Origin of the sequence: Rufibacter psychrotolerans, assembly GCF_016924645.1 — a bacterium.
GTDB classification, from domain to species: Bacteria; Bacteroidota; Bacteroidia; order Cytophagales; family Hymenobacteraceae; genus Nibribacter; species Nibribacter psychrotolerans.
This window is the reverse complement of record NZ_JAFFJV010000003.1, coordinates 64,631-90,964: the sequence shown is the minus strand read 5'-3', so window position 1 is coordinate 90,964 and position 26,334 is coordinate 64,631. Positions and strand designations below refer to the sequence as shown.

Genomic DNA, 26,334 nt, shown 5'->3' with positions numbered 1-26,334 from the left:
AACCTCCGGTCAAGCTTGCCCCCAGGCGCAGGCTTGGTACAGGGCTCCTGTTTTACGGCTGTTTTGCCTAGAACGGGCCTAAAACGGAAATTTGCGCTTTGGGCGGCACTTGCTGGCAGAAACGTTCAGGCCTTCCATCATTCACTCCTTCACGCATTAGAACGCTATGGCATATTATCATCGGGTGGGCAACATTCCCCACAAGCGGCACACGCAGTTCAGGCAGCCAGATGGTAGTCTGTACCATGAGCAGCTGGTGGGCACGCTGGGCTTCTCAGGCGTTTCCTCGCTGCTGTACCACCGCAACGCGCCCACCAGGATCTCCCGCATAGAGGAGCCGGTGCCCTATGGCCCGGTGAAGTCAGACGTGCCGCTGGCGCCGTACCACCTGCGTCCGTTCAAGGGCGAGACCACCGGCGAAGACTACCTGGGTGCCCGCAAGACGCTCCTGATGAACAAAGACTGCACCATCTCCATCTGCCTGCCGCGCCAACGCACCATGGACTATTTCTACAAGAATGCCCTGGCCGATGAGATTGTGTTCATCCATGAGGGCTCGGGCGAGCTGCGGTCGCAGATGGGCCGCCTGGTGGTGGAAGCCGGCGATTACGTGGTCATCCCCAGAACCATCATCCACCAGTGGAAGTGGAACGAGGGCCCCGTGCGCCTGCTCATCACCGAGAGTTTCAGCCCCGTGGAGACCGTGCGCCGCTACCGCAACCACTTCGGGCAGCTGCTGGAGCACTCGCCATACTGTGAGCGCGACCTGCGTCCGCCCCATGAGTTGATCCAGGAGGACCAGCCCGGCGACTACCTGGTGCAGATCAAGAAAGAAGGCTTTTTGCACCAGTACCACTATGACTTTTCGCCCCTGGATGTGGTGGGCTGGGACGGCTACTTTTACCCGTACGCCTTTTCCATCCATGACTTTGAGCCCATTACCGGCCGCGTGCACCAACCGCCGCCCGTGCACCAGACCTTTGAGACGCAGGGCTTTGTGGTGTGCTCCTTCGTGCCCAGGCTGTTCGACTACCACCCATTGGCCATTCCGGCGCCCTACAACCACTCCAACGTAGACTCAGACGAGATTCTGTACTACGTGGCGGGCAACTTCATGTCGCGCAAGGGCATTGACATCGGGTCGTTCACCATTCATCCCAGCGGCATTCCGCACGGGCCGCACCCGGGCACCGTGGAGGCCAGCATCGGGAAGAAGGAGACGCATGAGCTGGCGGTCATGATTGACACCTTCAAGCCCCTCTATCTCACCACCGATGCCCTGGAGTTCCTGGACCAGAATTACCCCATGAGCTGGAACCCGGCCGCTGCGCCGCACGCCCCCAGGCCCGCCGACCTGATGGAATAGCGTTTAGGGGTTATTTCCGGGAAAACAAACCTAAAGCAGCCCTTTGCGGGGCAGAGAGCCAGCGCGTATCTCTCTGCCCCGTAAAGGGCTGTTTGCATTTTGCAAAGATTGAACCAGTTTTAAGACAATGTTAGTGGCCTGTAAAGCGCAGTAGGCCTTTGCTGGGAAAAGGTGCCAATCGCAGTATTCTTTGATAAGTTTTATTAAGTTGTAGTTTGCCAATAACTATATGGCAATAGGCGTAGGCGCTGTTGTAGATGTTGTTATTGTATTTACCTTTGCGCATTCCCCCAATTAAGTGAGTAAACATTGGACAGGCTTAAGTGATTGCCCTCTGCTTAGGTAAGGTAGAATAGGCCTGTTCTATTGGAATTATTCTGTTTTGTGCGTTGAGTATGGTGAATGGTTTTAAAATAGAATTTATTATAGTTGCGCTTTGCGCGCTGTTCTTGCCGGGACTTTTGGGGGCCACGGCAGAAAGGCCAGTCTCGCTCTCCGCGCCATCCGCAGAACGCACCGTAGACTCCCTGAGCCAGCTGGCGTTTGAGCTCAAGCGCCAGGACGTGGAAAAGGCCTTGCAGCTGCTGCAGCAGGCGCAGGCGCTGGCCTCTAACGTCAAGTACCAGAAGGGAAGAGCCACCTGTTACCTGTACGAGGCCGGCATCTACCAGCAGAACGGCTATACCAAACGGGCGCTGTCGCTCTATTACCAGTCCCTGAACATCAGCCACGCCACCAAAGACACGTTTAATATTGCCCGGGCCATGCAGCAGATAGCCAGTGCCTTTCTGGCCGACAGGCAGCTCCCCAAGGCGGAGGAGATCTACCGGAAGACCCTGCAGAACTACACGGCCCTCAAGCGCTGGGACGATGTGGTAAATGTAAAGAACAGCCTGGGGCTGATTGAGCTGGAGGAAAACGAGTTTGCCCATGCCGAGGAGTTTTTCACCCAGGCCCTGCGGGTAAGCCAGGCCAACCAGTACCAGTACGGCTTTAAAAAGGCGCACTTCCACCTGGGCCTGCTTTACCTTAAGACAAAAGAGTTGGAAAAGGCGAAGAGGCACTTTACGGCCAGCCTGGAGCTGGACCGCGCGGTAAATGACAAGTACGGCCTGGCCCTTTCAAAGAACAAACTGGCCCTGGTGGCCAGCCAACAGGGAGATTATGCCCAGGCTGTGGCGCTGGCTACCGCCGCCCTGCAGGATGCCCGCGCCATCCATGCCGCCAAGCTGGAGGTAGAGACCATGCAGAACCTGGTAGAGCTGCACAAAGCCCAGGCCCGGCCCGTGGCCGTGGTGGCGTGGCAGGATTCGCTCATCCAGAAAGAGCTGGAGCTGTTTGAGCGGGAGCGGACCTTCGCACTGAGTTTTCTGGACATCCTGAAGGAAAAGCAGGAGCAGCAGCTGCTGTTTGAGAAGGAGGCGCTGCTGGCCGAGCAGAAAGCCAAAACCACGCAGTACGCGTTTGCCATTGTCATGGTTGTGCTGCTGGCGGTTGTTCTGGTGGCCTATCTTACCTCCCGCAACTACCGCCGGGCCAAACAGGCGTCCTGGCAGCTTGCCACCAAGAACCAGGTCATTGAGGAGCACTCTCAGGCGCTGAACCAGCTCAACAAGAACATCACGCAGCAGAACGAGAGCCTGGAGGCCGCCAACCAGATGAAGGACAAGCTGCTCTCCATCCTTTCCCACGACCTGAAAGCCCCGCTCACCAACACCAAGGGCCTGCTGCAGCACATCAACAGCGGTCAGCTGGAGGAGGCCAGATACCGGCCCCTGCTGCTGGAACTGGAGAAGCAGTACGTGCGGTCGCTGGCCCTGCTGGAGAACGTCCTGTTCTGGATCAAGAGCCAGATGCAGGGCGATGTGATCAGGCCCAGAACGCTTCGGCTCAAGCCGCTGCTGCAAGAGGTGATAGAGGAGCAGGAGCTGGCCGCCCTCCACAAAAGCATCACCATCCTGAACCAAGTGGACCCTGATCTGCGGGTGCAGGCCGACCCTGAGGTGCTGAGAGTGGTTTTCCGTAACCTGCTGTCCAACGCCGTGAAGTTTACCCGGCAGGGCGGGAACGTTACCGTCTGGGCCCAGGTAGCGCAAGGGCTGCAGGTGCGCATAGAAGACGAAGGCATAGGCATCGGCCCCGAAGCCCTGCACCAGATCAGGCGAAAGAGCTACTTCACCACCAAGGGCACCCACAATGAGCGCGGCAGCGGGTTCGGGCTGATGATCTGCGAGGGCCTCCTCCGGCAGCACGGGGGCGAGTTGGTGATAGACAGCCGGATCAACGAAGGCTCAGTGTTCACGGTGAAACTGCCCGCCTCCGCGGTTTCGCTCGCAGAACCGCTGGCGGTGTAGCCCCGGCGAAGAGCGGCGGCGGTTGGCCTCTGGTTGGAGGGGCAGTTGGGTCGCCGCAGGCAGTTTTTCTGTTTAGGGCCCGTTTTTGCCAGAAGCAGGATAAAATAGAGCAGATTCGCCCATCTGTTTTTAAGTGGCGTAATACCTGTGAGGCGCTTTATCTTTGCAGCCCCGTTTACCTCTAACGCGTAGTACCATGACCAAAGACTCACCCGCCAACAAGCTCCAGAAACTGATGGTAGTAGGAGACCGTCTGCTCATAAAGCCCAAAAGTACCAAAGACCAGACCAAGAGTGGGCTGTTTCTGCCCCCTGGTGTGCAGGAGAAAGAGAAAGTGCAGGAAGGCTACGTGATGCGCGTGGGACCGGGCTACCCCATTCCGGCCGACTACGGCCTGGACGACGAAATCTGGAACCAGGACGAGAAAGATCAGGTGCGCTACATTCCCTTGCAGGCCCGCGAGGGCGACCTGGCCATCTACCTGCAACGCGATGCCGTGGAGATCAACTACCTGGGCGACAAATACTTCATTGTGCCCCAGTCGGCGGTGTTGCTGCTGGAGCGGGAAGAAGACTAGGCAACCTCAGGGCTGTTTTAGGCCTGTTTTGGCCAAATCCGGCCCAAAAGACCCCAAGCGAGTGTCCGCTTCTGAATACCTGTTGTTCAGAAGCGGACATTTTTATGCTTGGGTGATAGTTGTAAGTAGCTGGTAATCAATGACTCTATGTTTGGCATGCGCCTTGTCATAGCAGAGGGAAAGATTTTTTACTGGCCCGCATGCAACCCCGCAAGAACTGGGTTGTCTTTGTAAGAAAAGAGGGTTGGGTACCGGTGAAGAAGCTTACAAAAAAACAGATCCTGCTATGCGTCCTTTTCTACTTTCCTCCTTTCTGGCCATCGGCTGCTTGAACCTGGCCTTGCCGGTGCAGGCCCAAACGGGCGAGGCTTCGCAAAGCCAGACCCAGGCAACGGGCGCCCGCGCCTCCGCCAAGTCGGGTGGTTCCGTCACCGTCAGCAACGGCACCTACTCCAAGGGTGGCAAAGGGGAAACGGTGTACATCACCACCGATGACAACGGCCTCAAACTGCAGGTAATTGTCAGAGGCACCGTCACCGTGGGCGAGGATGAACGCTCAGTGACCAGCCTGGGCGAGGGCGGCTACTTTGAGTTCGCGCGGCGGGAGAAAGGGGCCCCTGAGCACAAGGTGGAGCTGGAAAACAAAGCCGGTACCCTGCAGGCAAGGTACTGGGTGGGCGGCAAAGAACAGGACTACGCTACCGCCGGCAAGGCCTGGCTGGCCCAACACCTGCCCGAACTGGTGTCCAGGACTGGCCTGGGGGCCGAGGCCCGGGCCGAGCGGCTGTACCAGGAAGGCGGCGCCCGCAACGTGCTGGCGCATACCGCCACCCTGGAGCCTGGCACCGGCCGCACCAAAATGTACCACCACCTCCTCCAGAAACCAGGCCTGAGTGCCGACGACGCCGCGGTGCTGCTGGAGCAGATTGCCCAGAAGAAAGGGACAGACCATGACGCGGTCAAAAGCATGACCCAGGTGCCAATCAGTCTTCTGGCCCACGCCAGAACCGCCGAAGCCTACGCCCAGGCCAGTGCTGCCCTGGTCTCTGATTATGAAAAAGGCCGCGCGCTCAAGCACCTGCTCCAGCAGGAAGAACTGCCGGAAAAGGCGCTGGACCAAACGGCCGCCGCCATCAAGGGCATGCACTCCAATTATGAAAAGGTAAAGGTGCTCTCGGCCTTAACGGCCCGGCCTACCCTCAGCGGGCAGCAGTTTGACCTGGCACTGGAGGCCCTTGAGTCGGTTTCCTCAGACTACGAGCGCGCCAAGGGCCTGGGCAGCCTCCTACGCCATGAGCAGCAGGTGGCGCAGTCGTTTGACAAGGTGCTGCCGCTCATCACCGGCATTGGGTCTGACTACGAGAAAACCAAAGCCTACACCAGCCTGCTGGGCAACACCCGCTTGGGCACCAGCCAGTACCTTCCCCTCCTGAAAGCCAGCGAGGGCATTGGGTCAGACTATGAGAAGGCCAAGCTCCTGCGCAAGATGGCCCCGCGCCTTCCCAAAGACAATGAGAAAGTAAAAGAAGCGTATGCCCGGGCAGCCAAAACCGTGGGCTCGGCCTATGAATACGAAAAAGTTATTGCGGCTTACCAATAGCCGCACGTCATGTTGGTTTGTTAGTAGAGACACGGCCCTTCTGGGGCCGTTTCCTTTTTATGCCCGCCAGGCCAGCGCTTCCGTTTCAGCAACGAATTTTAGAAAACAGGGCAGAAACGAGGCGGCTTTGCCGAAGCAATAGACCAATGCGGGGGAGCTTGACCAGGCGAGCGGCAGCAGCCGATCCAGAAAGGGGCGGTGCCCAGGGCTTTGCGTTAGGAGGCCTTGTTTCTTGGGCCAGAGCCGGTGCGAAGCAGGAGCGTCTAAAGCCGAAACGGGGCTGTTTTCCAGAAAACAGCCCCGTTTCGGCTTTATTGGTTTGTGCCTGAAGGAAATTGTTCAGGCCTTCCGCAGCTTTTTGTAGACCATGATGGCCACCATGAGCAGGACCGAGAGACCAATGAAGCCCAGAACGCCCCAAGTGGCGCTAAGCCCGTTCTTGAGCACCACCAGAAAGACAATGCTCACCAGGAACAGCGTGGCCACCTCGTTCCAGATGCGCAGGGCGGTGGAGCTTTGCCTGATCTCGCCGCGCTGGTGCTGCTTGAAGATGCGGTGGCAGTACAGGTGGTAGGCAAAGAGCCCTGTCACAAAGCCGAGTTTCCAAAGCAGCCAAGCTGGCCAAGTTAGATGCAGGTTTAAAGTATAAACAACAGAAAACCCCAAAATGAGGGTGAGCACCGCCGAAGGCCACGTGATGCCGTACCAGAGCCGCTTCTGCATGAGCGCGAACTGCCGCTGCAGGATAGCTTTCTCGGGCTCGGGTTTCTGGGCCGTTTCGGCGTAATAGACAAACAACCGCACAATGTAGAACAGGCCCGCAAACCAGGTGACCACAAAGATGATGTGCAGCGATTTCAGGTAATTATAGTCCATAATAAGGGCATCCGGCGGGGGACGCAGTAAAGGAATTGCGGTGCAAAAATGGCAGATTAGGCTGGGTAATCCTACCGGCCCCGCTGCTGAATACTACGCGCGTGCTGGGTTTTAGGGCCGTTTCTGCAGAAACTGCCCTAAAACCGGCTAAAGGCTGAAGCGCAGGCCCAGGGCCAGGTTCAGGATATCGGGCACCGAGATGCCTTTGTTGCGGTACTTGTCCACAATCATCACGTCAGAGGTGCCAATCTCGCCGTAGAACTCGCCGTAGTGGGGGCGTTTTTTACCCGGGAACTGACGGCCCAGGGAGGAGCCCACAAACGGCAGGATGCGCGTGGCCGTGGGCCAGATGTAGTAGCCGCGCGGATATTTTTTGGGGAAGAAGGTCTCAAACTGCTCGCCAATGGTCATGCTGATGCCCGCCCCAGCCTTGATCCAGCTGATCTGGAACCCTTTGAACAGCGGCTTGGGGTGTGACTGGTAGTAGACTCTGGTGGTGAACGTGTGCGTGGTGTTCTTGAAGCCGTAGTTAGGGGTGAAGCCGTACATAAGCTCGGCGTTGGTGCGGTCATGCCGGCCAAAGTCATAGCCAATGCCCGCAGAAAGAATACCTATGAGCCCGGCGTGCTGCACCACCACATAGTCTGGGGCGTACCACTGGTTTTTGGGCCGGTCTGCCTTAGCTGGGTGGTCAGGAGTGTCCTGGGCGGGGGAGGCAAGCGGGAAGAGCAGGCAGAGAAGGGTTGAAAGGGCCGGGAAAGTACGCATACAAGGTTAGAAATCAATTTTTTCAAAGTCTGCCTGCGTGCCCGTCACCGTGACCAGTACGTAGCTGCGCTTGAGCGGGGCGGCCGCCGTGACGTACGTGATGCCGTCATCATACAGTTGGTCTGCCCGGTACGAGTGGGTGTGGCCGTGTAAGGAGAGCCGCACGCGATGGTCGCGCATGAGCTGGGCGTACCGCTGCTCCTTGGCCCCGTTGGCGTCTGTGTTGTTGGGGATGATGTGCGATACCACAAACTTGTTGACCACCGTGGCCGGGGTATTCAGTTCGTTTTCCAGCCAGTCCAGGTCGGGCACGCGCTCGTCAAACTCCAGGTAGTTGGTGTTCAGGAAAATAAACTTGTGCGGCCCCAGGGTGAAGGAATGGTTCAGGGGGCCGTACATCTCTTTGTACAGCTTGTCGCCGTCGCCCAGGCAATCGTGGTTGCCCACCACGGTCAGGTAGGGCACCTTCAGCTTGGCCAGCTCCTGGTGCATGCGCTCAAACTCATTGGTGAAGGCGTAGTTGGTGAGGTCGCCAGCGTGGAGCACAAAGGCAATATCGCGGGTATTCATGTCCCTGACCATGTCCTTGGTCTCCTCAAAAAAGCCCTGGGTGTCTGAGGTAAACGCAAACCGCAGCGGGGTCTGCGGGGTGTATTGCGCCTCCAGGGCTTTGATGCGGTCCACGTTAGCGGCGGTGAGGTTTTTGTATTTTAGGTTGCCCTCGTAAGGATGGTACTGGAAAAGGTCACAAGCCGAAAGCAACAGTAAAGTTGAGAAAGCCAGCCAGTTGCGGAAAGCAGACAGGTGGGGTGTTTCCATGGAGCAGAAATTTCTTTATATTGTTCATTCTCTATACTTGTTTAATGGGCAAGAGTTGCTGCAACGGGCGTAGAACCAGAAAATAAATAGGGGAGAACGCTTTTGTTCCGGCCCAAGCGGGAGGTTTTGGGTGGATAGGCGTATACGTGAGGTAAGCATGCTTTCTGTAAATTGTCATATCAGACTCTGGGGACTGGCGTTGGCGCTGGGCGGCTTTGCGTGCCAACAGGCCCACAAGCCAGAGGTCAGTGCCCCGCAGCCCGAAACTTCCCAAACAGCTATGTCCAAAGGTTCTCCCCATCGTCCCCGACCTGCTATCCAGGTTCCGGCGCCCATAGCCCCGGGCAGTGTGCAGGCCGTGCTGGTGCTTGAGAAGCTGCTGCCCCCGGCAGGGGAAGGCGCAACTTCCCAAACGGGGCAAAGGGCCGAAGCCCGGATTGTGTCCGTCACGGGGTACGGCGCCGGGATGAACCACGCCCTGGCCGATGGGCAAAAGATCACCGTTTACTTCCCCAGGGGCGTGTTGAAGGAGGGCGGAAAGCAAATGCAGGCGCAGGACCGGGCCGAGGTAAACCTGCAGGCCCCGCTGCAGGAACATGAGGCGTATCTAGTGAATAGCGTTATTAGATTAATTAAATAAATTTCCCTTATCTTTCCGTTAGAAATTGTATCTTTTCTGTTCTATTTAACACCTGCGCTATACCTGAACCTTTACCCTTCTACTTTACTTTAATGACTCATCAGCATCGGCGGCGCCAATTTTGGTATTCCGGCGCCTTGCTCCTCCTGTTTGGAGCGTTCCTGTACCTGGCCACCCTCCTCCCGGCAGGTAAGAACCCATCTTCTCATTTTTCCGCCGCAGGCCTGAAAGAAGCAGGCCGGGTAGCCCGGGCAGAACGGCTGCACAAGAAAGGGGCCATTGGCACCAAGGAAAAACCAGCGGCCCGCGCCGACTATGAATTTGACCGCCTCAGAGACCCGGCTACGGGCACCATTCCCGCAGGCATCAGGGAACTGGAGCTGGCCTATGCCTCTACGCTCCCGTCGGTGGAGCAGGTGGAGCGCATTAAGCAACCGTACGGCCTGCTGGCCACCTCTGCCTGGAGCAGACGCGGGCCCTACAACGTGGGCGGGCGCACCCGGGCGCTGGCGCTGGACGTAGCCAATGAGAACCACATTCTGGCCGGCGGCGTTTCGGGCGGGCTGTGGCGAAGCACCAACGGCGGCACTTCCTGGACCAAAGTCACTGACCCGGGCCAGCTGCACAGCGTGACCACCATTGCGCAGGACCAGCGCGCGGGCAAACGCAACATCTGGTACTACGGCACCGGCGAGATCCTGGGCAACTCAGCCAGCAAGCTTGGGGCCAGCTACATGGGCAACGGCATTTTCAAGTCTATTGACAACGGCGTTACCTGGAACCCGCTGCCCCGCACGCAGACCAGCACCACCACCACGTTCAACAACGTGTTCCAGTATGTGTACCGGGTAGCCACGGCGCCCAGCGCCCAACAGGATGAGGTTTACGCGGCCACCCCTTCGGCCATCTGGCGTTCCGCGAACGGCGGCGACACCTGGGCCATTGTGTTGGGCGGGGGCGCCAGCAAGTACGGTACCAGCTCGTATTACACCGACATTGAGGTGAGCCCCAGCGGGGTGAAGTACGCCGGCATGAGCCAGTACGCCACCGGGGCCACCAACAACGCAGACCAGAAAGGGGCCTTCCGGTCCTTGAACGGGATTGACTGGGTAAACATCACGCCGGCCACCTGGCCCACCACGTACCGACGCATTGTCATGGATGTGGCCCCTTCCAACGAGAACATCGTGTATTTCTTCCTGTACACCGACGAGAACCCCACCGCCAAAGCCAACATCTGGAAGTATGAGTACCTGTCTGGCGACGGCAGCGGGACCGGAGGCGTCTGGACCAACCTTTCGGCGAACCTGCCCATGCTGGGCGGCAGATCGGGTGACCTGGACCTGCAGGGCGGCTACAACATGGTCATCCGGGTGAAGCCCGATAACCCCAACGTGGTGGTGCTGGGCGGTACCAACCTGTACCTTTCCCCCAACGGGTTTACCTCTACCACCGGTACGCGCAAGATTGGCGGGTACACGCCGTCACACGCCAACTATGCGCTTTACCCCAACCACCACCCAGACCAGCATGAGTTTGTCTACTATCCTTCCAATCCTAGTAAAACGCTGTCGGGCCATGACGGCGGGGTGAGCAGAACCGGCAACGTGCTGGCAGACTCTGTGAAGTGGGAGTCGTTGAACCGGGGTTACCAGACCACGCAGTTCTACACCGTGGCCATGGACCTGAACACCGAAGATGATTTTGTGGTAGGGGGCATGCAGGACAACGGCACCTGGTCGGTGGGTGATATTGACGCCACCACCCTCTGGAATGAGGAACTGGGCGGCGACGGGTCGTTTACCGCCGTGACCACCCATTCGCTCTTTGTGTCGTCGCAGAACGGCACCGTGTACCGCTTTATCTTCAATGACGCGGGCAACTACGTTACCTACGCCCGCATTGACCCGCCCAAGGCCAAAGGGTACCTGTTCATCAATCCGTACTCCATAGACCCTAACAATGAGTACACCGTGTACATACCGGCCGGCGACTCTCTGTGGCGGAACAAGAACGTGCGGGTGCTGCCCACGGGCGGCACGCATTCAGCCGCGGGCTGGGAGGTGATCGCCGACCTGGAGGATGTGGAAACCATCTCTTCGGTGGCGGTGAGCAAGGTACCCGCCAACGTGCTGTATTTTGGTACGCGCAACGGCAAGCTCTACAAGATTCAGAATGCCTCGGTGACCGGTATGCCGGTGAGAACAGACATTACCGGCACTAATTTCCCGGCCAACGCCAACATTGGGTGCATTGCCATTGACCCGCGCGACGCCAACAAGGTGGTGGTCACCTTCACCAACTACCGCGTAGAAAGCCTCTTCTACACCACCAACGGGGGCACCTCCTGGACGGCGGTGTCGGGCAACCTGGAAGAGAACGGCAACGCCACCACCGGCAACGGTCCGTCTACCCGCTGGGTGACTATCTTGCCGGAGCAGGGCGGCGGGGCCAAATACTTTGTGGGCACCAGCACCGGTTTGTACTCCACCGCCAACCTGCAGGGCTCCGCCACCACCTGGATTCAGGAGGGCGCCAGCTTCATTGGCAACGTACCGGTAGACATGGTCATCAGCCGCACCACCGACAACCTGGTGCTGGTAGGCACCCACGGCAACGGGGTGTACAGCCGCCGCTACAACGGGCCGCTGGCCTCCAAAGAGGAAATTGCCAACGCCTCCAAACCCGGACTGCAGCCAGGCTACCCCAATCCGTTCCGGCAGGGCGGGACTACCACCATTCCGTTTGCCCTGGCCAAAGCCGCCAGCGTGCGCCTGGTGGTGTATGACCTTGCCGGAAAAGAGGTAGCCACCCTGGTCAACGGCAAAAAACAGGCGGGCCAGCACCAGGTCACCTGGGACGGCCGAAACCACGCCGGGCATTGGATGCCCTCTGCCACGTACCTGTACCAGCTCACCGTTGATGGCAAGCGCTACACCGGTAGAACCGTGTTTTTGCGGTAATTTCCTGAAATAGGCTTAAAAAGGGCTGGCCATGTAATTGCCGGCCCTTTTTAGTTAGAGTCCAGAGTGAAAAAAATATAATATATTGAATTATGAATATTCACGATTTGCTTAGCCGGAAAGGCGTCCTGGGCGCTGCCCTGTGGCTGTGGTGCCTTTCGGGCAGTGCCCAGGAGCTGAGCCCTAAACCCGCCGCCAGAAAGGGCAGCTATTCCTTTGTAACTGCGCAGGTAGCGGCCGGCGCAGCCGCCGATCAGGTAATCGTGAAACAAAGGCCCCGGGAGGATCTTTTGAACAAGAAAACCACCCCGGCGCAGCTAGACAGCCTGGTAAAGGTGGGGGCGGCGGAGCGGTTGCCCAACGGCGCGCTGGTGATGCGCAAATCGGCGAGGGTGCCGGTGCCCGAGGAGGAAGTGAAAGCCCGGGAGGAAGCCTGGAAACGCTACCGGCAAAGCTGGGTGAGAAAGCCCGTGCCCGATGTTTCCTTTCTGGACCGCAACGGCACGGTCTATCGCCTGCCAGAGCTGGCCGGCAAAGTAGTAGTGCTCAGTTTCTGGTACGGCAACTGCCACCCTTGCCTCAAAGACCGGCCAATGCTGGAGGAAGTGGCCAGCCGCTTCAGGCCCAACCCCGAAGTGCCCGAAGTCCTTTTCCTGATGCCGGCCGTGGACGACCTGCCCCCGCATAGCGCCCCTTCCAGGTTGGTTTTCCTGCCGAAGTCAGGCAAGCAGGCCCGCGATGTCTTCCATGTTTCCTGGTGGCCCACCACCTTCCTGATTGATAAAAAAGGCACCATCCGCACGGTGGTCATGGGCAGCCACAGCGGCACGGTGGAGCAGTTGAGCAATGCCATCCAGCGGATGTTGCTGGAGTAGAACCCGCCCTCATTATGTAGCGTGACACAAAAAAAGGGAGCCTCTTGGGCTCCCTTTTCTATGCAGGTGTTTTCAGGCTGATTTCGCAAAAAACAGGCTCTAAACGCTTAGCGCTTGGTGAACTGCGCAAACTCCTTGGCGAAGTACGTGAGGATAATGTCTGCCCCGGCGCGCTTCATGCTCAGCAGGGTTTCCAGCATGATCTTCTCGCCGTCCAGCCAGCCGTTCTGGGCGGCGGCTTTCACCATGGCGTACTCGCCGCTCACGTTGTAGGCCGCAATGGGCAGGTTAGAATGGTCTTTCAGTAGCTTGATCACGTCCAGGTAAGAGAGGGCGGGTTTTACCATGAGGTAATCGGCGCCTTCCAGGGTGTCCAGCTCGGCTTCAATGAGGGCCTCGCGGCTGTTGGCGGGGTTCATCTGGTAGGTTTTCTTGTCGCCGTGCTTAGGCGCTGACTCCAGCGCGTCGCGGAACGGACCGTAGAAGCCGCTGGCGTACTTGGCGGTGTAGCTCATGATGGCCACGTTGGAGAACGCGTGCTGGTCCAGAATCTGGCGGATGTGCGCCACGCGGCCGTCCATCATGTCTGAGGGGGCCACAATGTCGGCGCCAGCCTGGGCTTGGGCCAGAGCCATCTGGCCCAGCACTTCCAGCGAGGCATCGTTGATGATCTCGCCGTTGTCCACAATGCCGTCGTGGCCGTCGGTGCTGTAGGGGTCCATGGCCACATCGGTCGCCAGCACAATGTCGGGGAACTGGCGCTTCAGCTCAGAAATGGTCTTCAGGAACAGCCCCTCGGGGTTGCGGCTTTCCAGCGCGAACCGGTCTTTCTTGTCCTCAGAGATATTGGGGAAGGGCGCAAACGCCTTCAGGCCCAGTTCCACGCAAGCGCCCACTTCGTCTACCAGGCGGTCCAGGCTGTAGCGGGCAATGCCGGGCATAGACGGAATTTCCTGCTTTACGTTCTGGCCCTCGGTGACAAAGATGGGGAAGATAAGGTCGTGTAAGGTGAGGTGGTTTTCCTGTACCAGGTTGCGGATTACCTCCGACTTACGGTTCCGGCGGGGCCGGCGGGTTAAATGGTTCATAGCAGCTAGTTGGGTTAGGCAAGCCGGCTCCTGAGAGCGGTGGCTCGCTGCTGATACAACAAAAGAGCGCCGCGAAAAGTGTACCCGGTGCCCCAAAGATTTCAGGGGGCCGGTGGCGCGGGCGCTGCGGCTGCAAAGGTACGGCACGGCTTGCTCAGATGCTATCTAAAGAAGCAGGAACCGCGGAGGGCCTGTCTCGGGCCTGATTTCAGGAAATTGGCCCTGAAACGGCGGTCTGGTTTCTGAATAGGCCTGCTGCTTGCTCTCGGGAGCTTTTGCCCGGCAAGCGGGGGATGAGCCTATAAATCCTTACATTTATCCCCGCTAACTTTTTACCCTTGCCTGTTTACCCATGCGCCCCTTCCTGCTCCTGTTTCTTTTGCTTTTCTACCTCTCCTTGACCGTTCAGGCCCAAAGCCCGCAACTAGACTGGGTGCGGTCTGCCGACGGCGGAGGCACCAGCACTGCCCGAAGTGTGGCGGTTGACAAGGAGGGAAATGTGTACGTGGCGGGTGAGTTTATTGAAGAACTCACCTTAGGACCCTTCAAACTAGTAGGCCGGCCCCGGCTTTCTACGGGGCTGCCACTCGACAGGAATATGTTTGTGGCCAAATATGACCCCGCCGGAAATATAGTGTGGGCGCATGGAAACCAAAGGAGCGATCCTTCCTCACCGTATGGTTCCTCCATGCAGAGCTTTGGTATTGCCCTTGACCAGCAAGGCAACTGCTACGTGGCCGGGTACACGTACAATGAGGTGCTGTTTGCCGGCTATCCCATGGGGCTGCCCAGCAACAGCGACCTGTTTGTGATGAAGCTGGCACCCAATGGCGAAGTGCAGTGGATCACTGAGAAGATTGAAAGCCTGAACTACGGCAAAGACGTGAACCTACAGGTAGACGCCGCCGGCAACAGCTACATTGTGGGCGTGCCACTCTGGATGGTGGGCACGTACCTCATGAAGCTGGACCCCGCCGGCAAACTGCAGTGGAAAAAAGGCTACGCCAACGCGGTGGCCGCCCGGGTAAGCCTGGATGAGAAACAAGGCAACCTCTACGTGGCCGGAAAACTGGTGGCCGCTACCCTGATTGACGGCATAAGCCTCACCAGCGCGGGCGCCTCAGATGTATTTGTGGGCAAACTGGACCTGAACGGCAACGCCCAATGGGTGAAACGCCTGGGCGGCACCGCCCCCGATTCGGCCACGGGGATTGCCGCCGATGGCCTGGGCGGGGTCTACGTCAGCGGCGTTTTCCAGGGGAGCATGGTCAACTCAGGAGTTGCCCTGCAAAGCAAGGGAAGTTCTGATGGGGTGGTACTGAAATTGAAACAAGACGGCCAGGTAGAGTGGGCCAAGGCCTTGGGCGGCTCCACGGCAGACAGGGCCTCACACCTAACGCTCAGCAATACCGGTCGGCTGTTTGTAACCGGCATGTTTACCGGGCAGACCACCTTCCAGAACAAAACCTATACGGCGCCGGCGCCAACGGGAACCGTGTACGTGGCGGAACTAGGAAAAACCGGGGCCGAGAAAAGCTTCTTCACGCTAGCCGGCTCAGGCGTTCAGCAAAGCAACTCCCTCTCGGCGGGGCATAGGAACGAAGTAGCCTTTGCCGGCAGCCTCCTGGGTCCCGTGCTTTTCGGTGGGCAGGCGGTAGAGACCTCCAAAGAGCAGCTGTTCGTGGCCAGGCTCAGCATCCCGGAAACTCCGGAGACGCCCGAAGTGCCCGAAGAACCAGAACTGCCCCCTGCGCCCCTCACCGTGAAGGTGCCCAACATCATCACGCCCAACGGCGACCAGAAGAACGATGCCTTTGAAGTGCAGGTGGCCGGTGCTCCGGGCAGTAGCATTGGGCTCACCGTTTACAACCGCCACGGCAAGCAGGTGTATTCCCACGCCAATTACCAGAACAACTGGGCCGGCGAGGGCCTGTCTGAAAGCACGTACTTCTACCTGGTGCAGGTAAAGGCCGGCGACCAGGTAAATTCTTACAAAGGCTGGGTGGAGATTGTCAGGTAAACTCCTGGCAACCCCGTTTTAACGGCCTTTATTGAAAAACAGACCCCAAACAAAAGGCTGCCGAAACCCGGGTTTCGGCAGCCTTTTGTTTGGGGAATTGAGCAGGGCTTAAAACTCTGCCAACGTTTTCTCAATGATGTCGCAGCAGGCGTTGAGCTGTTCCTCGGTGATCACCAGCGGCGGCGCAAAACGGATGATGTCGCCGTGGGTGGGTTTGGCCAGGAGGCCGTTCTCCATCAGTTTCAAGCAGACATCCCAGGCGGTGCGGCCATCGGGGGTGGGGTTGATGATCACGGCGTTGAGCAGGCCGCGGCCGCGCACCAGGCTCACCAGTTCCGGGTGGCGGTCTTTCAGTTGGTTCATTCTGGTCCGGAAAATCTCGCCCAGACGCAGGGCGTTCTCGGTGAGATTTTCGTCCTGCACTACGTCTAGGGCGGCCATGGCCACGGCGCAGGCCAGCGGGTTGCCCCCGAAGGTAGAGCCGTGCTCGCCGGGTTGGATGCAGAGCATGATGCGGTCATCGGCCAGGGCCGCGGAAACCGGCAACACGCCACCAGAGAGCGCCTTGCCCAGAATCAGGATATCGGCTTTCACGCCGTCATAGTGAGAAGCCAGGAGCTTGCCGGTGCGGCCAATGCCGGTCTGGATCTCGTCAATGATCAGGAGCACGTTGTACTGCTCGCACAGGGCCTTGGCCTTGGTCAGGTACCCGTCTGACGGCACCACCACGCCGGCCTCGCCCTGGATGGGCTCTACCAAAAAGCCGCAGATGTGGGCGTTTTCCTGCAGGGCCTGCTCCAGCGCCTCCAGGTTGTCATAGGGCAGCACTTTGTAGCCCGGCATGTAGGGCCCGAAGCCCACGGTGCTGCTGGGGTCGGTGGAGAAGGAGATGATGCCGGTGGTGCGCCCGTGGAAGTTGTGCTCCGCTACCAGAATGGTGGCCTGGTGCGGCGGAATGCCTTTTTCTTTGTAGCCCCATTTGCGGGCCAGCTTGATGGCGGTCTCCACGGCCTCGGCCCCGGAGTTCATCAGTAGCGCTTTGTCATACCCGAAGAGCTCAGCCAGGTACTTTTCGGCGGGGCCCAGTTTGTCGTTGTAGAAGGCGCGCGAGGTGAGCGTGAGCTGTTGGGCCTGCTCCGTGAGCGCGCCAATGATGCGCGGATGGCAATGCCCCTGGTTCACGGCGCTGTACGCCGACAGGAAGTCATAGTACTGTTTGCCTTCCACATCCCAAAGAAAAACGCCTTCGCCGCGGCTGAGCACCACGGGCAGGGGATGGTAGTTGTGGGCCCCGTATCTTTCTTCTAAGGCAATGGCCTCTTGGCTGGAGGTAATGGTGGAAGTATTCATGTTATTTGATGTTTTTAGTGAACGGGAAGACGGCAGCCTCCCATGGCTAGACATACGGGAAATGCTGCTCTCTGAGATAAAAGTAAAGAAAAGTCTTCAAAGCCGAAGCGCTTGCCGTCGCCAGATGCATGCCTTACTGTTTTAGGGCCGATTTTTGGAAAAGACCCGGTAAACGGTTCGCAGGAAATCCTTGCAGGACCTGCTGGCGCAAAGCCTTTTGGACCAGGGACCAGTTGTAAGTTGTAGCGTAAAAGAACCGGTGGGGCCTTGAGCCTGGTGGTTTGAGGTGTGGCAAGCCTCTATCGCCGGGAACCGTGGGCTGGAACACGGGAGTCTGGAGACTCCATTCACCCCTAGGCACGCGTCTGGAGACTCGCGCCAGGAGGGGGAAGGAGAGAGCTTTTAGCTTATTTATTAAGAGAAGCCGCTCTGTCTCAAGCTGGAATAACTTTATTACCTGCGCCGTTTCCAGTCTTTCCCTGGAGCGCCTCGCTTGTGGCCCTTGGATAGCTGCTGCTAAGAGCAGACTGCAAGCGTGGGCCGCAAGGGCAGTGCGAGAGGGGAAGACGAGGCCCCGCGGCCGTGAGCGCTTATCGGGAAAGACGCAGCAGCACAACTCATAAACCCTTAGACAAACAGAAAGCCAAGGCATCAACCAAAGAATTTAGACCTGATTTCCCCAAAACAGCCTCTAAACGCATAAAACCAAGCCCTGACTTTCCCGCTAAGCAGCGGTCCCTTATCTTTGCCGCATGAAGGCGAAACCGCTGCCGCTGGAACCCGGCGATTATTACTTCAATGAGCAGGGGCTGATGGTTTTCACGGAACAATACCATCGCCGGCGAGGATACTGCTGCCAGAGCGGCTGCCGGCATTGCCCTTACGGCTACCGGAAAAAAGCCAATCCTGACGCTGAAAATGGAAGCAAAACCGCCGGTGAAGCGGGATAAATGGCTTTTTAAGAATAGGTTAAAGAAAAAAGTTGCGGGGTGTCCTTGACATTGCATAACTTTTTATGGATATTTGCATCCCTTTTGAAATAAACGATACTAAAGATAAAATGGCAAGAGTTTGTGATTTAACCGGTAAAAGAGTGCAGGTGGGTAACCGCGTATCGCACGCTAACAATAAAACCAAGCGTAGATTCTACCCTAACTTACAGAAGAAGCGTTTCTACATCCCAGAAGAAGATGCTTGGGTAACCCTGAAAGTTTCTACGTCTGCCCTGCGCAACATTACTAAAAACGGTATCTCTTCTGTATTGAAGAAAGCCAAAGAACAAGGCTACATCGTTTACTAAGCTTCTGCCATGAAGGCACTGCGACACCTATGTTTAACATTGCTTGTGTCGCTGCCGATAGGGGTGACCGCGCAAAACACTGGCCCGGACAAACCCACTGATTTCCTGGACAAAGAATTTCACCGGCAACGGAGAGAGGCCCTGCGGCAACAGCTGCCGGCCAACTCCGTTGCCGTTTTGTTTTCTAACCCGCTCCGCAACCGGGCCAATGATGTGGACTTCCACTTCCACCAGCACCCTGATTTCTATTACCTCACCGGCTACCGCGAACCCAATGCCGTTTTGCTGCTGTTTTCAGAACAACACGTGGTAAACGGCGTGGCCACGCAGGAGGTGCTCTTCGCGCAGCCCCGCAACCCGCAACGCGAGTCCTGGACCGGGAAGCGCCTGGGCGAGGAAGGCGTAAAGCAGCACCTGGGCTTGACGCACGCGTTGCCCGCCACGTCCTTCGCTGGTTTCCAACTAGACACCGCCGCCTTTGACCAGATCCTCCTCCTGGACCTGCCGCACGACCTGCGCAACGACCCCGGCGACCAGGCCGACCTGTTTGATCTGGTGGCGCAGTTTCGGCAGAAGATAGGCTTGCAGCCGGGGCAGGACCTGGCGCATCAGCAGCTCTACAAAGTCATTCAGACCTATGATGCCCAGGCCGGCGAGCGGGTACAGCAGGAAGTGCAGCGGCAGATGGCCGCCAACCCAGCCCTGGACAGCAACACCTTCCTGAAAAGCTATGTGGCAGCCAAAGATGCCTCGGCTAGGGCGGCGGTAGTGGCTAAAATGCCCCAGGAAAAGGTGAATACCTCTACTCTGGAGGGCTTCCTGAACGAGATGCGGGAAGTGAAAACCCCGGAGGAACTGAAGCTGCTGCGCAAAGCCATTGTCATGTCGGCCATCGGGCAGGTGGAGGTCATGAAAGCGATGCACCCCAACATGTCTGAGACCGAGGTGCAGGGCATCCATGAGTTCGTCTATAAGAAATACGGGGCCGAGTACGAGGGCTATCCGTCCATTGTAGGAGCGGGGAACAACGGCTGTATTCTGCACTATATAGAGAACGAGAAACCCAGGCTGGGCAATGAGTTGGTCTTGATGGACTTGGGCGCCGAGTACCACGGTTACACCGCCGATGTGACCCGTACCATTCCGGCCAACGGCAAGTTCACGGCAGAGCAGAAACAGATTTACGAGCTGGTATATGCCGCCCAGGAAGCCGGCTTTAAGGAGTGCAAAGTGGGCAATCCGTTTAACGCCACCAACGCCGCTGCCCAGAAAGTACTCGCCGAAGGGCTGCTGAAACTGGGTATCATCAAGAACCCGGCGGAAGCCCGGCGCTACACCATGCACGGTGTGTCGCACTACTTAGGGTTGGACGTGCATGACCGCGGCACCTACGGCGCTTTTAAACCCAATACGGTGATTACGGTGGAGCCCGGTATATACATTCCCGAAGGCAGCCCCTGTGACAAGAAGTGGTGGGGCATAGGCGTGCGCATTGAGGATGACATTCTGATCACCGAGAAAGGTTGGGAGAATTTATCAGTAGGCGCACCCCGCACGGTGAAGGAGATTGAGGCCACCATGGCCAAGCCCAGTCCGCTGGACAATTTCAAGCTGCCGGAACTGAAATAGAGCGAGTAGCAGGCAGTAGGATGGGGAGGGCGTTTTCAGGGGGCTTTTGCCAAAACGGGCCTAAAATAGGAGCCTACCCCAGAAAAATCCCGGGGCCTGGGGCGCAATACCGGCTACAAAAGAGAAAAAACTAGAAAAGCATTTGTAATTAAGTAATTAGGCCTGTATATTTGCAGTCCTAAATAAAAAATCAACTTCGCGATGGCAAAGAAAGCTAAAGGCAATAGAGTTCAGGTGATTTTGGAGTGCACTGAGCAGAAAAACTCCGGCGTACCTGGCATGTCTCGGTATATCACTACCAAAAACAGAAAGAACACTCCTGAGCGTTTGGAGATGAAGAAGTTCAATCCTTTCATGAAGAAAGTAACTGTACATAAAGAAATTAAATAACCATGGCTAAGAAAGTAGTTGCTACCCTGAAGACCGCAACCGGTAAAGACTGGGCGAAGGTAATCAAAGCTGTTAAGTCTCCTAAGACTGGTGCTTACACCTTCAGAGAAGAAATGGTGCCTGTAGACCAAGTTCAGGACGCCCTGAAAAAATAATTGCCGATATCGCATTAATGATATACCTGTAAAAGTCCCTCCATACGCGGGACTTTTTTGGTATTCGCCCCTTTTTAATCCTTTTTACCACCAACAGTACCCAGCACGGCTATGGCACTTTTCGGTTTCTTCAACAAAGAGAAAAAAGAATCTCTGGACAAAGGTCTGGAGAAAACCAAAACCAGCTTCTTTGACCAGCTCAGCAAAGCGGTGGTGGGCAAGTCAAAGGTAGACGAAGAAGTACTGGACGAACTGGAAACCGTACTGGTGCACGCCGACGTGGGAATCAACACCACCGTCAAGATCATTGACCGCATTGAAAAACGCGTGGCCCGTGACAAATACGTGGGCACCTCTGAGCTGGACCGTATCCTGCGCGAGGAGATCATGGATTTGATGGAGGAAAGCAAAGGCGGCGTGGCCGAAGACTTTAGCTTGCCAGACACCGGTGGTAACCCGTACGTGATCATGGTAGTAGGCGTGAACGGCGTGGGCAAAACCACCACCATTGGGAAACTAGCCTCGCAGTTCCACAAAGCCGGCAAGAAAGTAGTACTGGGCGCCGGTGATACCTTTAGAGCTGCCGCCGTGGACCAGCTCAAAATCTGGGGTGACCGCGTAGGCATTCCGGTGATTGACCACGGCATGAACACAGACCCAGCCTCGGTAGCCTATGATGCGGTGCGCAAAGGCGTAGAGATGGGGGCCGATGTGGTCATCATTGACACCGCCGGCCGTCTGCACACCAAAGTGGGCCTCATGAACGAGCTCTCCAAGATCAAGCGCGTGATGCAGAAAGTGATTGAAGACGCGCCGCAGGAAGTACTGTTGGTACTGGACGGCAGTACCGGCCAGAACGCCGTGATCCAGGCCCGTGAATTCACGAAAGCCACTGAAGTAACCGCCCTTGCGGTAACAAAACTAGACGGTACGGCCAAAGGCGGCGTGATCATAGGCATTTCAGACGAGTTCAAGATTCCGGTGAAATACATTGGCGTAGGTGAGCGCGTGGAAGACCTGCAGGTTTTTGACAAACGCGAGTTCGTGGACTCGTTGTTCTCTAAAAAATAGGAAAGGCTGTTTGGGGCTGATTTTGAAAAAGTAGGCCGAAATCAGGAATGGTATTGTTGATACCGTAGGGGCGTCTTGCGTATGCCCAATCGTTTCCTAATAGCATGATGAGCTGTTTAAGACCATCTACTATTCCATGATCAGCAATGCTTAGGGCGAATGCAATTCGCCCCTACGAGAAAAACCTGTCTGCTTTCCAACGGGTGGGGTTGTTGCTAATATAGGCTGAGATGTACTGGTGCGCCCGTGCATTTCTAATGATATGCTCATGGTAATTGCGCTGCCATACGGTCATTTTCTCCGCTTCTGGCAGTAGCGCATTGATTTGCTTAGTCACAGCAGATTTATATCCACGCACAATAGCACCCACGGTTTGGGAAGGTGACAGAAACGGAGTTACATCATCATGACGCGCTTCTGTTTTGCTTTCTGTGATAAAAAGGATGCCATGCAGATGGTTCGGCATGATGATGAAAACATCTAACACCACATTCATCCGCACTTCCGGCGTCTTTGCCCATTCCTGAGAAGCAATCATGCCAAACTGATTTAACTTCATTTCGCCGCCCTCAACTTCCCCAAATAAATGGGCGCGGTTTTTTGTGCAGAGCGTAACGAAGTAGGCTCCCTCCTGGCCGTAGTCATACCCTTTCAGCCGAATAGAACGTCTCTGGTGAATATTTGCATTATACGCCATAACACCCATGGATTTGCGAAATCATATGTAGGGGCGTATCGCATACGCCCAATTGTTCCCAATCGTTCCGATTCCGTGATCGGCAATGTGTAGGGCGTATGCGATACGCCCCTACCAAAATCCCTAAACAAATCGTACCTTTGCAAATCCTTTCAAAACGAACCTTTCCCGGAGAGGGTTGGTTGGCAAAGGACTAACCGTACTGCATTTCTGTGAAAGTAAGATCGCTTAAAAAAGACAAATACAACGTTATCACGCTGGGTTGCTCCAAGAACCTGGTAGACTCTGAGGTGCTCATGGGCCAGTTGCGCGCCAACGACCGCGACGTGGTGCACGATTCAGAGAAAGATGACGCTAACATCATCATCGTGAATACCTGCGGCTTTATTGACAACGCCAAGCAGGAATCCATTGACACCATTCTGCGCTACGCCGATGCCAAAGAAGCCGGCGCTATTGATAAACTCTACGTAACCGGCTGCCTTTCCCAGCGCTACAAAGACTCGCTGGAAGAAGAGATTCCGCAGGTAGACGCCTATTTCGGGACCCTGGAGTTGCCGCAGCTCCTGAAAACCCTGGAAGCCGATTACAAGCACGAACTTATTGGCGAGCGTCTGCTCACTACGCCTAAGCATTACGCCTACTTCAAGATTGCCGAGGGCTGTAACCGTCCCTGCTCGTTCTGCGCCATCCCGTTGATGCGCGGCAAGCACATGGACCGCCCAATGGAAAGCCTGGTGCAGGAAGCCACGCGCCTGGCCAAAATGGGCACCAAAGAATTGATCCTGATTGCGCAGGATTTGACGTACTACGGCCTGCAGCACTACGGCGAGCGCAAACTAGCCGAGCTGTTACAGCGCCTGTCAGACGTGAACGGCATTGAGTGGATCAGAATGCAATACGCCTACCCAAGCCAGTTCCCGATGGATGCTCTGGACGTAATGGTAGAGCGTGAGAACATCTGCAAGTACCTGGATATGCCGTTGCAGCACATCTCAGACAACATGCTCAAGACCATGCGCCGCGGCATCACCAAACGCCGTACGCTGGAACTGGTAGACACTATCCGTCAGCGCGTACCAGACATCGCTCTGCGCACTACGCTGATTGCCGGTCACCCCGGTGAGACGCAGCAGGACTTTGAGGAGATGTACCGCTGGGTAGAGGAAACCCGTTTCGACCGTCTGGGGATCTTCACCTACTCGCACGAAGAAAATACGCACTCGCACACCTTGGAAGACAACGTGCCGGACGAGGTGAAACAAGAGCGCGCCGATGCCATCATGGAACTGCAGCAAGGCATTTCCCTGGAGCTGAACGAAGAGAGAGTAGGCAACACCTACAAAGTCTTGTTCGACCGGAAGGAGAGCGGTTACTTCGTGGGCCGTACCCAATACGATTCCCCGGAGGTAGACAATGAAGTGTTAGTTCCCGCCGATTCCAACTACGTGCGCCTGGGCGATTTCGCCAACGTGAAAATCACCGATTCCTCTGACTTCGACCTGTACGGCGAAGTGGTAGGAAATGCTTACGAGACCAAGCACACCGTAGCCAAAGACGCCGCCGTGAACTAAGCAGTTTTTCGGTTCTTTTCCCAAAATCCGGCTTAAAACAGAAGCATTTTAAAGACCTCACAGGTTTCCAAAACCTGTGAGGTCTTCTTGTTTTATGTGCAGCCTTCCTTCCTATCACTGGCGCGAGTTTCCAAACTCGTGCCTCCGGATGATGCGAGTCTCCAGACTCGCCGGGAACCATGAGATGGAGTTCTTGGGTAAGCACCTGTTTACTGCCAGGCAGGGAAATCTGCCAAAGTAGTTTCGCTGCTGCGCAGCGAGGGTAGTCAGAGACTACCCGTCATCCGGAGCCGCGAGTATGGAGACTCGCGCCAGGGGGTTCTTATTAACATTGTTATTTTGGCCGCTTTTCAGAAAATAGCCTTAAAACCTATTTCATATGATGGCGCGGAAGTTACCTCCGTGACTACCCTTCATAAGTTACTTCCGTGACTTATGAAGGGTAGTCACGGAGGTAACTTCCGCGCCATAGAGGGTTTATCCTCAAGCTCCCAATCACAGTTCCTGCCAGTTTTTCAGAAAAGAGCCCTAAAACCAATTTAGCCGCGCAGTTTCCTGCATTACACCATCCCTGAAGCGCTTAGGAACGTACTACCGGTATATTTCTGAAAATACATTTTACCTTTGCACGGCGTGCGCGCTTAACGCCGGCATGCCCTTGATATGAACGTTTCCTGTATTGACTATAGCGCCACCGGTGCCTTCTCTTCGCTCGTGTTGGATTACCTTAGAAAGGATGCGAAGCTTCAGCCGTTTTATGCCCATTTCCCTGAAATCAGCTCGTTTCCGGCGTTGATCAAAGAACGCGCTTTTCCGCAGGAGCAGCGGCAGACGTTGGTGGAGGAACTGCAGCGGCAGTATGGAAGCCTAGAGGTTTCTGAGGCGGTACAGGCCAATATTGCGGCTCTAGCCGATGAAAATACCTTCACCATCACTACCGGGCATCAGCTCAGCCTGTTCACGGGTCCGTTGTACTTCGTGTACAAGATTGTGACGGCAATTAAAACCGCTCAGGAACTGCAGAAAGCCTACCCAAGCCAGAAGTTTGTCCCCGTGTACTGGATGGCCACCGAGGACCACGACTTTGCCGAGGTAAACCACTTCACCCTTTTCGGGAAGACCTATACCTGGGAGAGCGATGCCAAAGGTGCCGTGGGGCGGTTTGCCACGGACGGCTTGAACGAGCTTCTGGACGAGATGCCCGAGGATTATCCGCTGTTTGAGCAGGCTTATACCGAGTGTGCTACCCTGGCCCAGGCCATGCGCCAGATTGTGAACGGCTTGTTTGGCGAATACGGGGTGGTGTGCGTGGACGGAGACAGTCCGGCTTTGAAGCGGGCGTTCGTTCCGGTGGCCCAGCGTGAGTTGACCGAGCAAGTAGGCTTCAACGCTATTTCTCAAACCAACGCTGCGTTGGAAAGACACTACAAACCACAGGTGATGGTGCGCGAGATCAACCTGTTTTACCTGGACCAGAACCTGCGCGAGCGCATCGTGAAGGAGGGTGACCACTACAAAGTGCTGAACACTGATCTGGATTTCACTCAGGAGCAGATCTTGCAGTTGGTGCAGGAACAACCAGAGAAAATCAGCCCGAATGTGGTGCTGCGGCCGGTGTACCAGGAACTGGTGTTGCCTAACCTGGCGTACATTGGCGGCGGGGCCGAAGTGGCCTATTGGTTCCAGCTGAAAGGCGTGTTTGAGGCCTTGGGCGTGCCGTACCCGGCGGTGATGTTGCGGAACTCGGCTTTGTACATCAACAAAGCCAACCGGCAGCGCATGGAGAAACTGGGCTTTACGGTGCTGGAGATGTTCAAAGAATTGCCCGAACTCAAGAAACGCCTGGCCGAGCTGCTGAACCAGGAAGAACTGAGCCTGCAAGAGCAACGGACTGCCGTAGAAGAGGCGTTCCGGCAGGTGGAGGAACTGGCTAAATCCATTGACCCTACGTTGGTGAAGGCGGTAGGAGCAGAGGCGCAGAAAGCCCAGAACAGCCTGCAGATGCTGGAAAAGAAACTGAACAAAGCCATTGAGAGCAAAAACGAGACGGCCTACAACCAATTGGCCAACCTCAAGGAAAAGCTGTTCCCCACGGGCGTGCTGCAGGAGCGGGTAGACAACCTGCTTACCTACCAGACCAATAACCCCAACTTCATCCAGGAACTGGTGGCCGCGTTTGATCCGTTCGCCTATCGCTTCACCATCTTGCAGGAAGACTAGGC

22 protein-coding genes are annotated in these 26,334 nt (G+C 56.5%); 15 read left to right on the top strand and 7 right to left on the bottom strand.

The window, feature by feature from the left end:
- Positions 1–166: 166 nt before the first annotated feature.
- The 4 genes from JT718_RS03230 (at position 167) to JT718_RS03215 (ending at position 5,897) form a co-directional block, all read left to right on the top strand.
- A complete protein-coding gene (locus tag JT718_RS03230) occupies positions 167–1,366 on the top strand; it encodes a homogentisate 1,2-dioxygenase (protein ID WP_205500335.1) in 1,200 nt (399 codons plus the stop codon).
- A 449-nt stretch (positions 1,367–1,815) separates the two neighbouring features.
- Positions 1,816–3,720: an ATP-binding protein gene (locus JT718_RS03225; RefSeq protein ID WP_205500333.1), complete on the top strand. Its 1,905-nt coding sequence runs from the start codon at positions 1,816–1,818 to the stop codon at positions 3,718–3,720.
- 196 nt (positions 3,721–3,916) lie between these two features.
- Positions 3,917–4,297 (top strand): co-chaperone GroES, encoded by a 381-nt coding sequence (locus tag JT718_RS03220; protein ID WP_205500330.1) that lies wholly within the window; start codon positions 3,917–3,919, stop codon positions 4,295–4,297.
- Positions 4,298–4,583: 286 nt separating this feature from the next.
- Positions 4,584–5,897: a hypothetical protein gene (locus tag JT718_RS03215; protein ID WP_205500328.1), complete on the top strand. Its 1,314-nt coding sequence runs from the start codon at positions 4,584–4,586 to the stop codon at positions 5,895–5,897.
- A 339-nt stretch (positions 5,898–6,236) separates the two neighbouring features.
- Here JT718_RS03215 and JT718_RS03210 read toward each other — a convergent pair whose 3' ends face one another.
- The 3 genes from JT718_RS03210 to JT718_RS03200 form a co-directional block, all read right to left on the bottom strand.
- Complete coding sequence (locus JT718_RS03210) at positions 6,237–6,773, bottom strand: CopD family protein (protein WP_205500326.1); 537 nt, start codon at positions 6,771–6,773, stop codon at positions 6,237–6,239.
- Positions 6,774–6,920: 147 nt separating this feature from the next.
- A complete protein-coding gene (locus JT718_RS03205) occupies positions 6,921–7,541 on the bottom strand; it encodes a hypothetical protein (protein ID WP_205500324.1) in 621 nt (206 codons plus the stop codon).
- A gap of 6 nt (positions 7,542–7,547) precedes the next feature.
- Positions 7,548–8,360, bottom strand: a complete 813-nt coding sequence (locus tag JT718_RS03200; protein ID WP_205500322.1) for a metallophosphoesterase family protein — start codon at positions 8,358–8,360, stop codon at positions 7,548–7,550.
- Positions 8,361–8,517: 157 nt separating this feature from the next.
- On the opposite strand from JT718_RS03200, the gene JT718_RS03195 reads away from it, so the two are divergent.
- The 3 genes from JT718_RS03195 (at position 8,518) to JT718_RS03185 (ending at position 12,838) form a co-directional block, all read left to right on the top strand.
- The gene (locus JT718_RS03195) at positions 8,518–9,000 is read left to right on the top strand and encodes a hypothetical protein (RefSeq protein ID WP_205500320.1); all 483 of its coding nucleotides are present in this window, start codon (positions 8,518–8,520) and stop codon (positions 8,998–9,000) included.
- Between the two features lie 92 nt (positions 9,001–9,092).
- The gene (locus tag JT718_RS03190; protein ID WP_205500318.1) at positions 9,093–11,963 is read left to right on the top strand and encodes a FlgD immunoglobulin-like domain containing protein; all 2,871 of its coding nucleotides are present in this window, start codon (positions 9,093–9,095) and stop codon (positions 11,961–11,963) included.
- 92 nt (positions 11,964–12,055) lie between these two features.
- A complete protein-coding gene (locus JT718_RS03185) occupies positions 12,056–12,838 on the top strand; it encodes a TlpA family protein disulfide reductase (RefSeq protein WP_205500316.1) in 783 nt (260 codons plus the stop codon).
- Positions 12,839–12,945: 107 nt separating this feature from the next.
- On the opposite strand, the gene hemB is transcribed toward JT718_RS03185, so the two are convergent.
- Positions 12,946–13,926 (bottom strand): porphobilinogen synthase, encoded by a 981-nt coding sequence (gene hemB, locus JT718_RS03180; protein ID WP_205500314.1) that lies wholly within the window; start codon positions 13,924–13,926, stop codon positions 12,946–12,948.
- Positions 13,927–14,278: 352 nt separating this feature from the next.
- On the opposite strand from hemB, the gene JT718_RS03175 reads away from it, so the two are divergent.
- Positions 14,279–15,946, top strand: coding sequence for an SBBP repeat-containing protein (locus JT718_RS03175; RefSeq protein WP_205500312.1), 1,668 nt, complete (start codon positions 14,279–14,281; stop codon positions 15,944–15,946).
- A 108-nt stretch (positions 15,947–16,054) separates the two neighbouring features.
- Here the strand turns inward: JT718_RS03175 and rocD are convergent, their stop codons facing one another.
- Complete coding sequence (rocD, locus tag JT718_RS03170; protein ID WP_205500310.1) at positions 16,055–17,296, bottom strand: ornithine--oxo-acid transaminase; 1,242 nt, start codon at positions 17,294–17,296, stop codon at positions 16,055–16,057.
- 617 nt (positions 17,297–17,913) lie between these two features.
- The gene (locus JT718_RS20815; protein ID WP_445380962.1) at positions 17,914–18,303 is read right to left on the bottom strand and encodes a hypothetical protein; all 390 of its coding nucleotides are present in this window, start codon (positions 18,301–18,303) and stop codon (positions 17,914–17,916) included.
- Positions 18,304–18,356: 53 nt separating this feature from the next.
- Here JT718_RS20815 and rpmB point away from each other — a divergent pair, with 53 nt between their 5' ends.
- From rpmB to ftsY, 5 genes are all read left to right on the top strand, one after another.
- Positions 18,357–18,596, top strand: a complete 240-nt coding sequence (gene rpmB, locus JT718_RS03160) for a 50S ribosomal protein L28 (protein ID WP_205500663.1) — start codon at positions 18,357–18,359, stop codon at positions 18,594–18,596.
- Positions 18,597–18,641: 45 nt separating this feature from the next.
- A complete protein-coding gene (locus JT718_RS03155) occupies positions 18,642–20,225 on the top strand; it encodes an aminopeptidase P N-terminal domain-containing protein (protein ID WP_317195466.1) in 1,584 nt (527 codons plus the stop codon).
- Between the two features lie 201 nt (positions 20,226–20,426).
- Entirely contained in the window at positions 20,427–20,615 is a 189-nt protein-coding gene (gene rpmG, locus JT718_RS03150) for a 50S ribosomal protein L33 (RefSeq protein ID WP_062543030.1), read from the top strand.
- Positions 20,616–20,617: 2 nt separating this feature from the next.
- Positions 20,618–20,770, top strand: coding sequence for a DUF4295 domain-containing protein (locus JT718_RS03145; RefSeq protein ID WP_071885388.1), 153 nt, complete (start codon positions 20,618–20,620; stop codon positions 20,768–20,770).
- Positions 20,771–20,881: 111 nt separating this feature from the next.
- Positions 20,882–21,841 carry a signal recognition particle-docking protein FtsY gene (gene ftsY, locus JT718_RS03140; RefSeq protein WP_205500304.1) on the top strand — a complete coding sequence of 320 codons (960 nt, stop codon included), beginning with the start codon at positions 20,882–20,884 and terminating at the stop codon, positions 21,839–21,841.
- A gap of 172 nt (positions 21,842–22,013) precedes the next feature.
- On the opposite strand, the gene JT718_RS03135 is transcribed toward ftsY, so the two are convergent.
- Positions 22,014–22,538 carry a transposase gene (locus tag JT718_RS03135; protein WP_205500301.1) on the bottom strand — a complete coding sequence of 175 codons (525 nt, stop codon included), beginning with the start codon at positions 22,536–22,538 and terminating at the stop codon, positions 22,014–22,016.
- 212 nt (positions 22,539–22,750) lie between these two features.
- Here JT718_RS03135 and rimO point away from each other — a divergent pair, with 212 nt between their 5' ends.
- On the top strand, positions 22,751–24,112 hold the full coding sequence (gene rimO, locus JT718_RS03130; RefSeq protein WP_205500299.1) for a 30S ribosomal protein S12 methylthiotransferase RimO: 1,362 nt from the start codon (positions 22,751–22,753) through the stop codon (positions 24,110–24,112).
- A gap of 663 nt (positions 24,113–24,775) precedes the next feature.
- Entirely contained in the window at positions 24,776–26,332 is a 1,557-nt protein-coding gene (gene bshC / locus JT718_RS03125) for a bacillithiol biosynthesis cysteine-adding enzyme BshC (RefSeq protein WP_205500297.1), read from the top strand.
- The last annotated feature ends 2 nt before the right edge of the window (positions 26,333–26,334 follow it).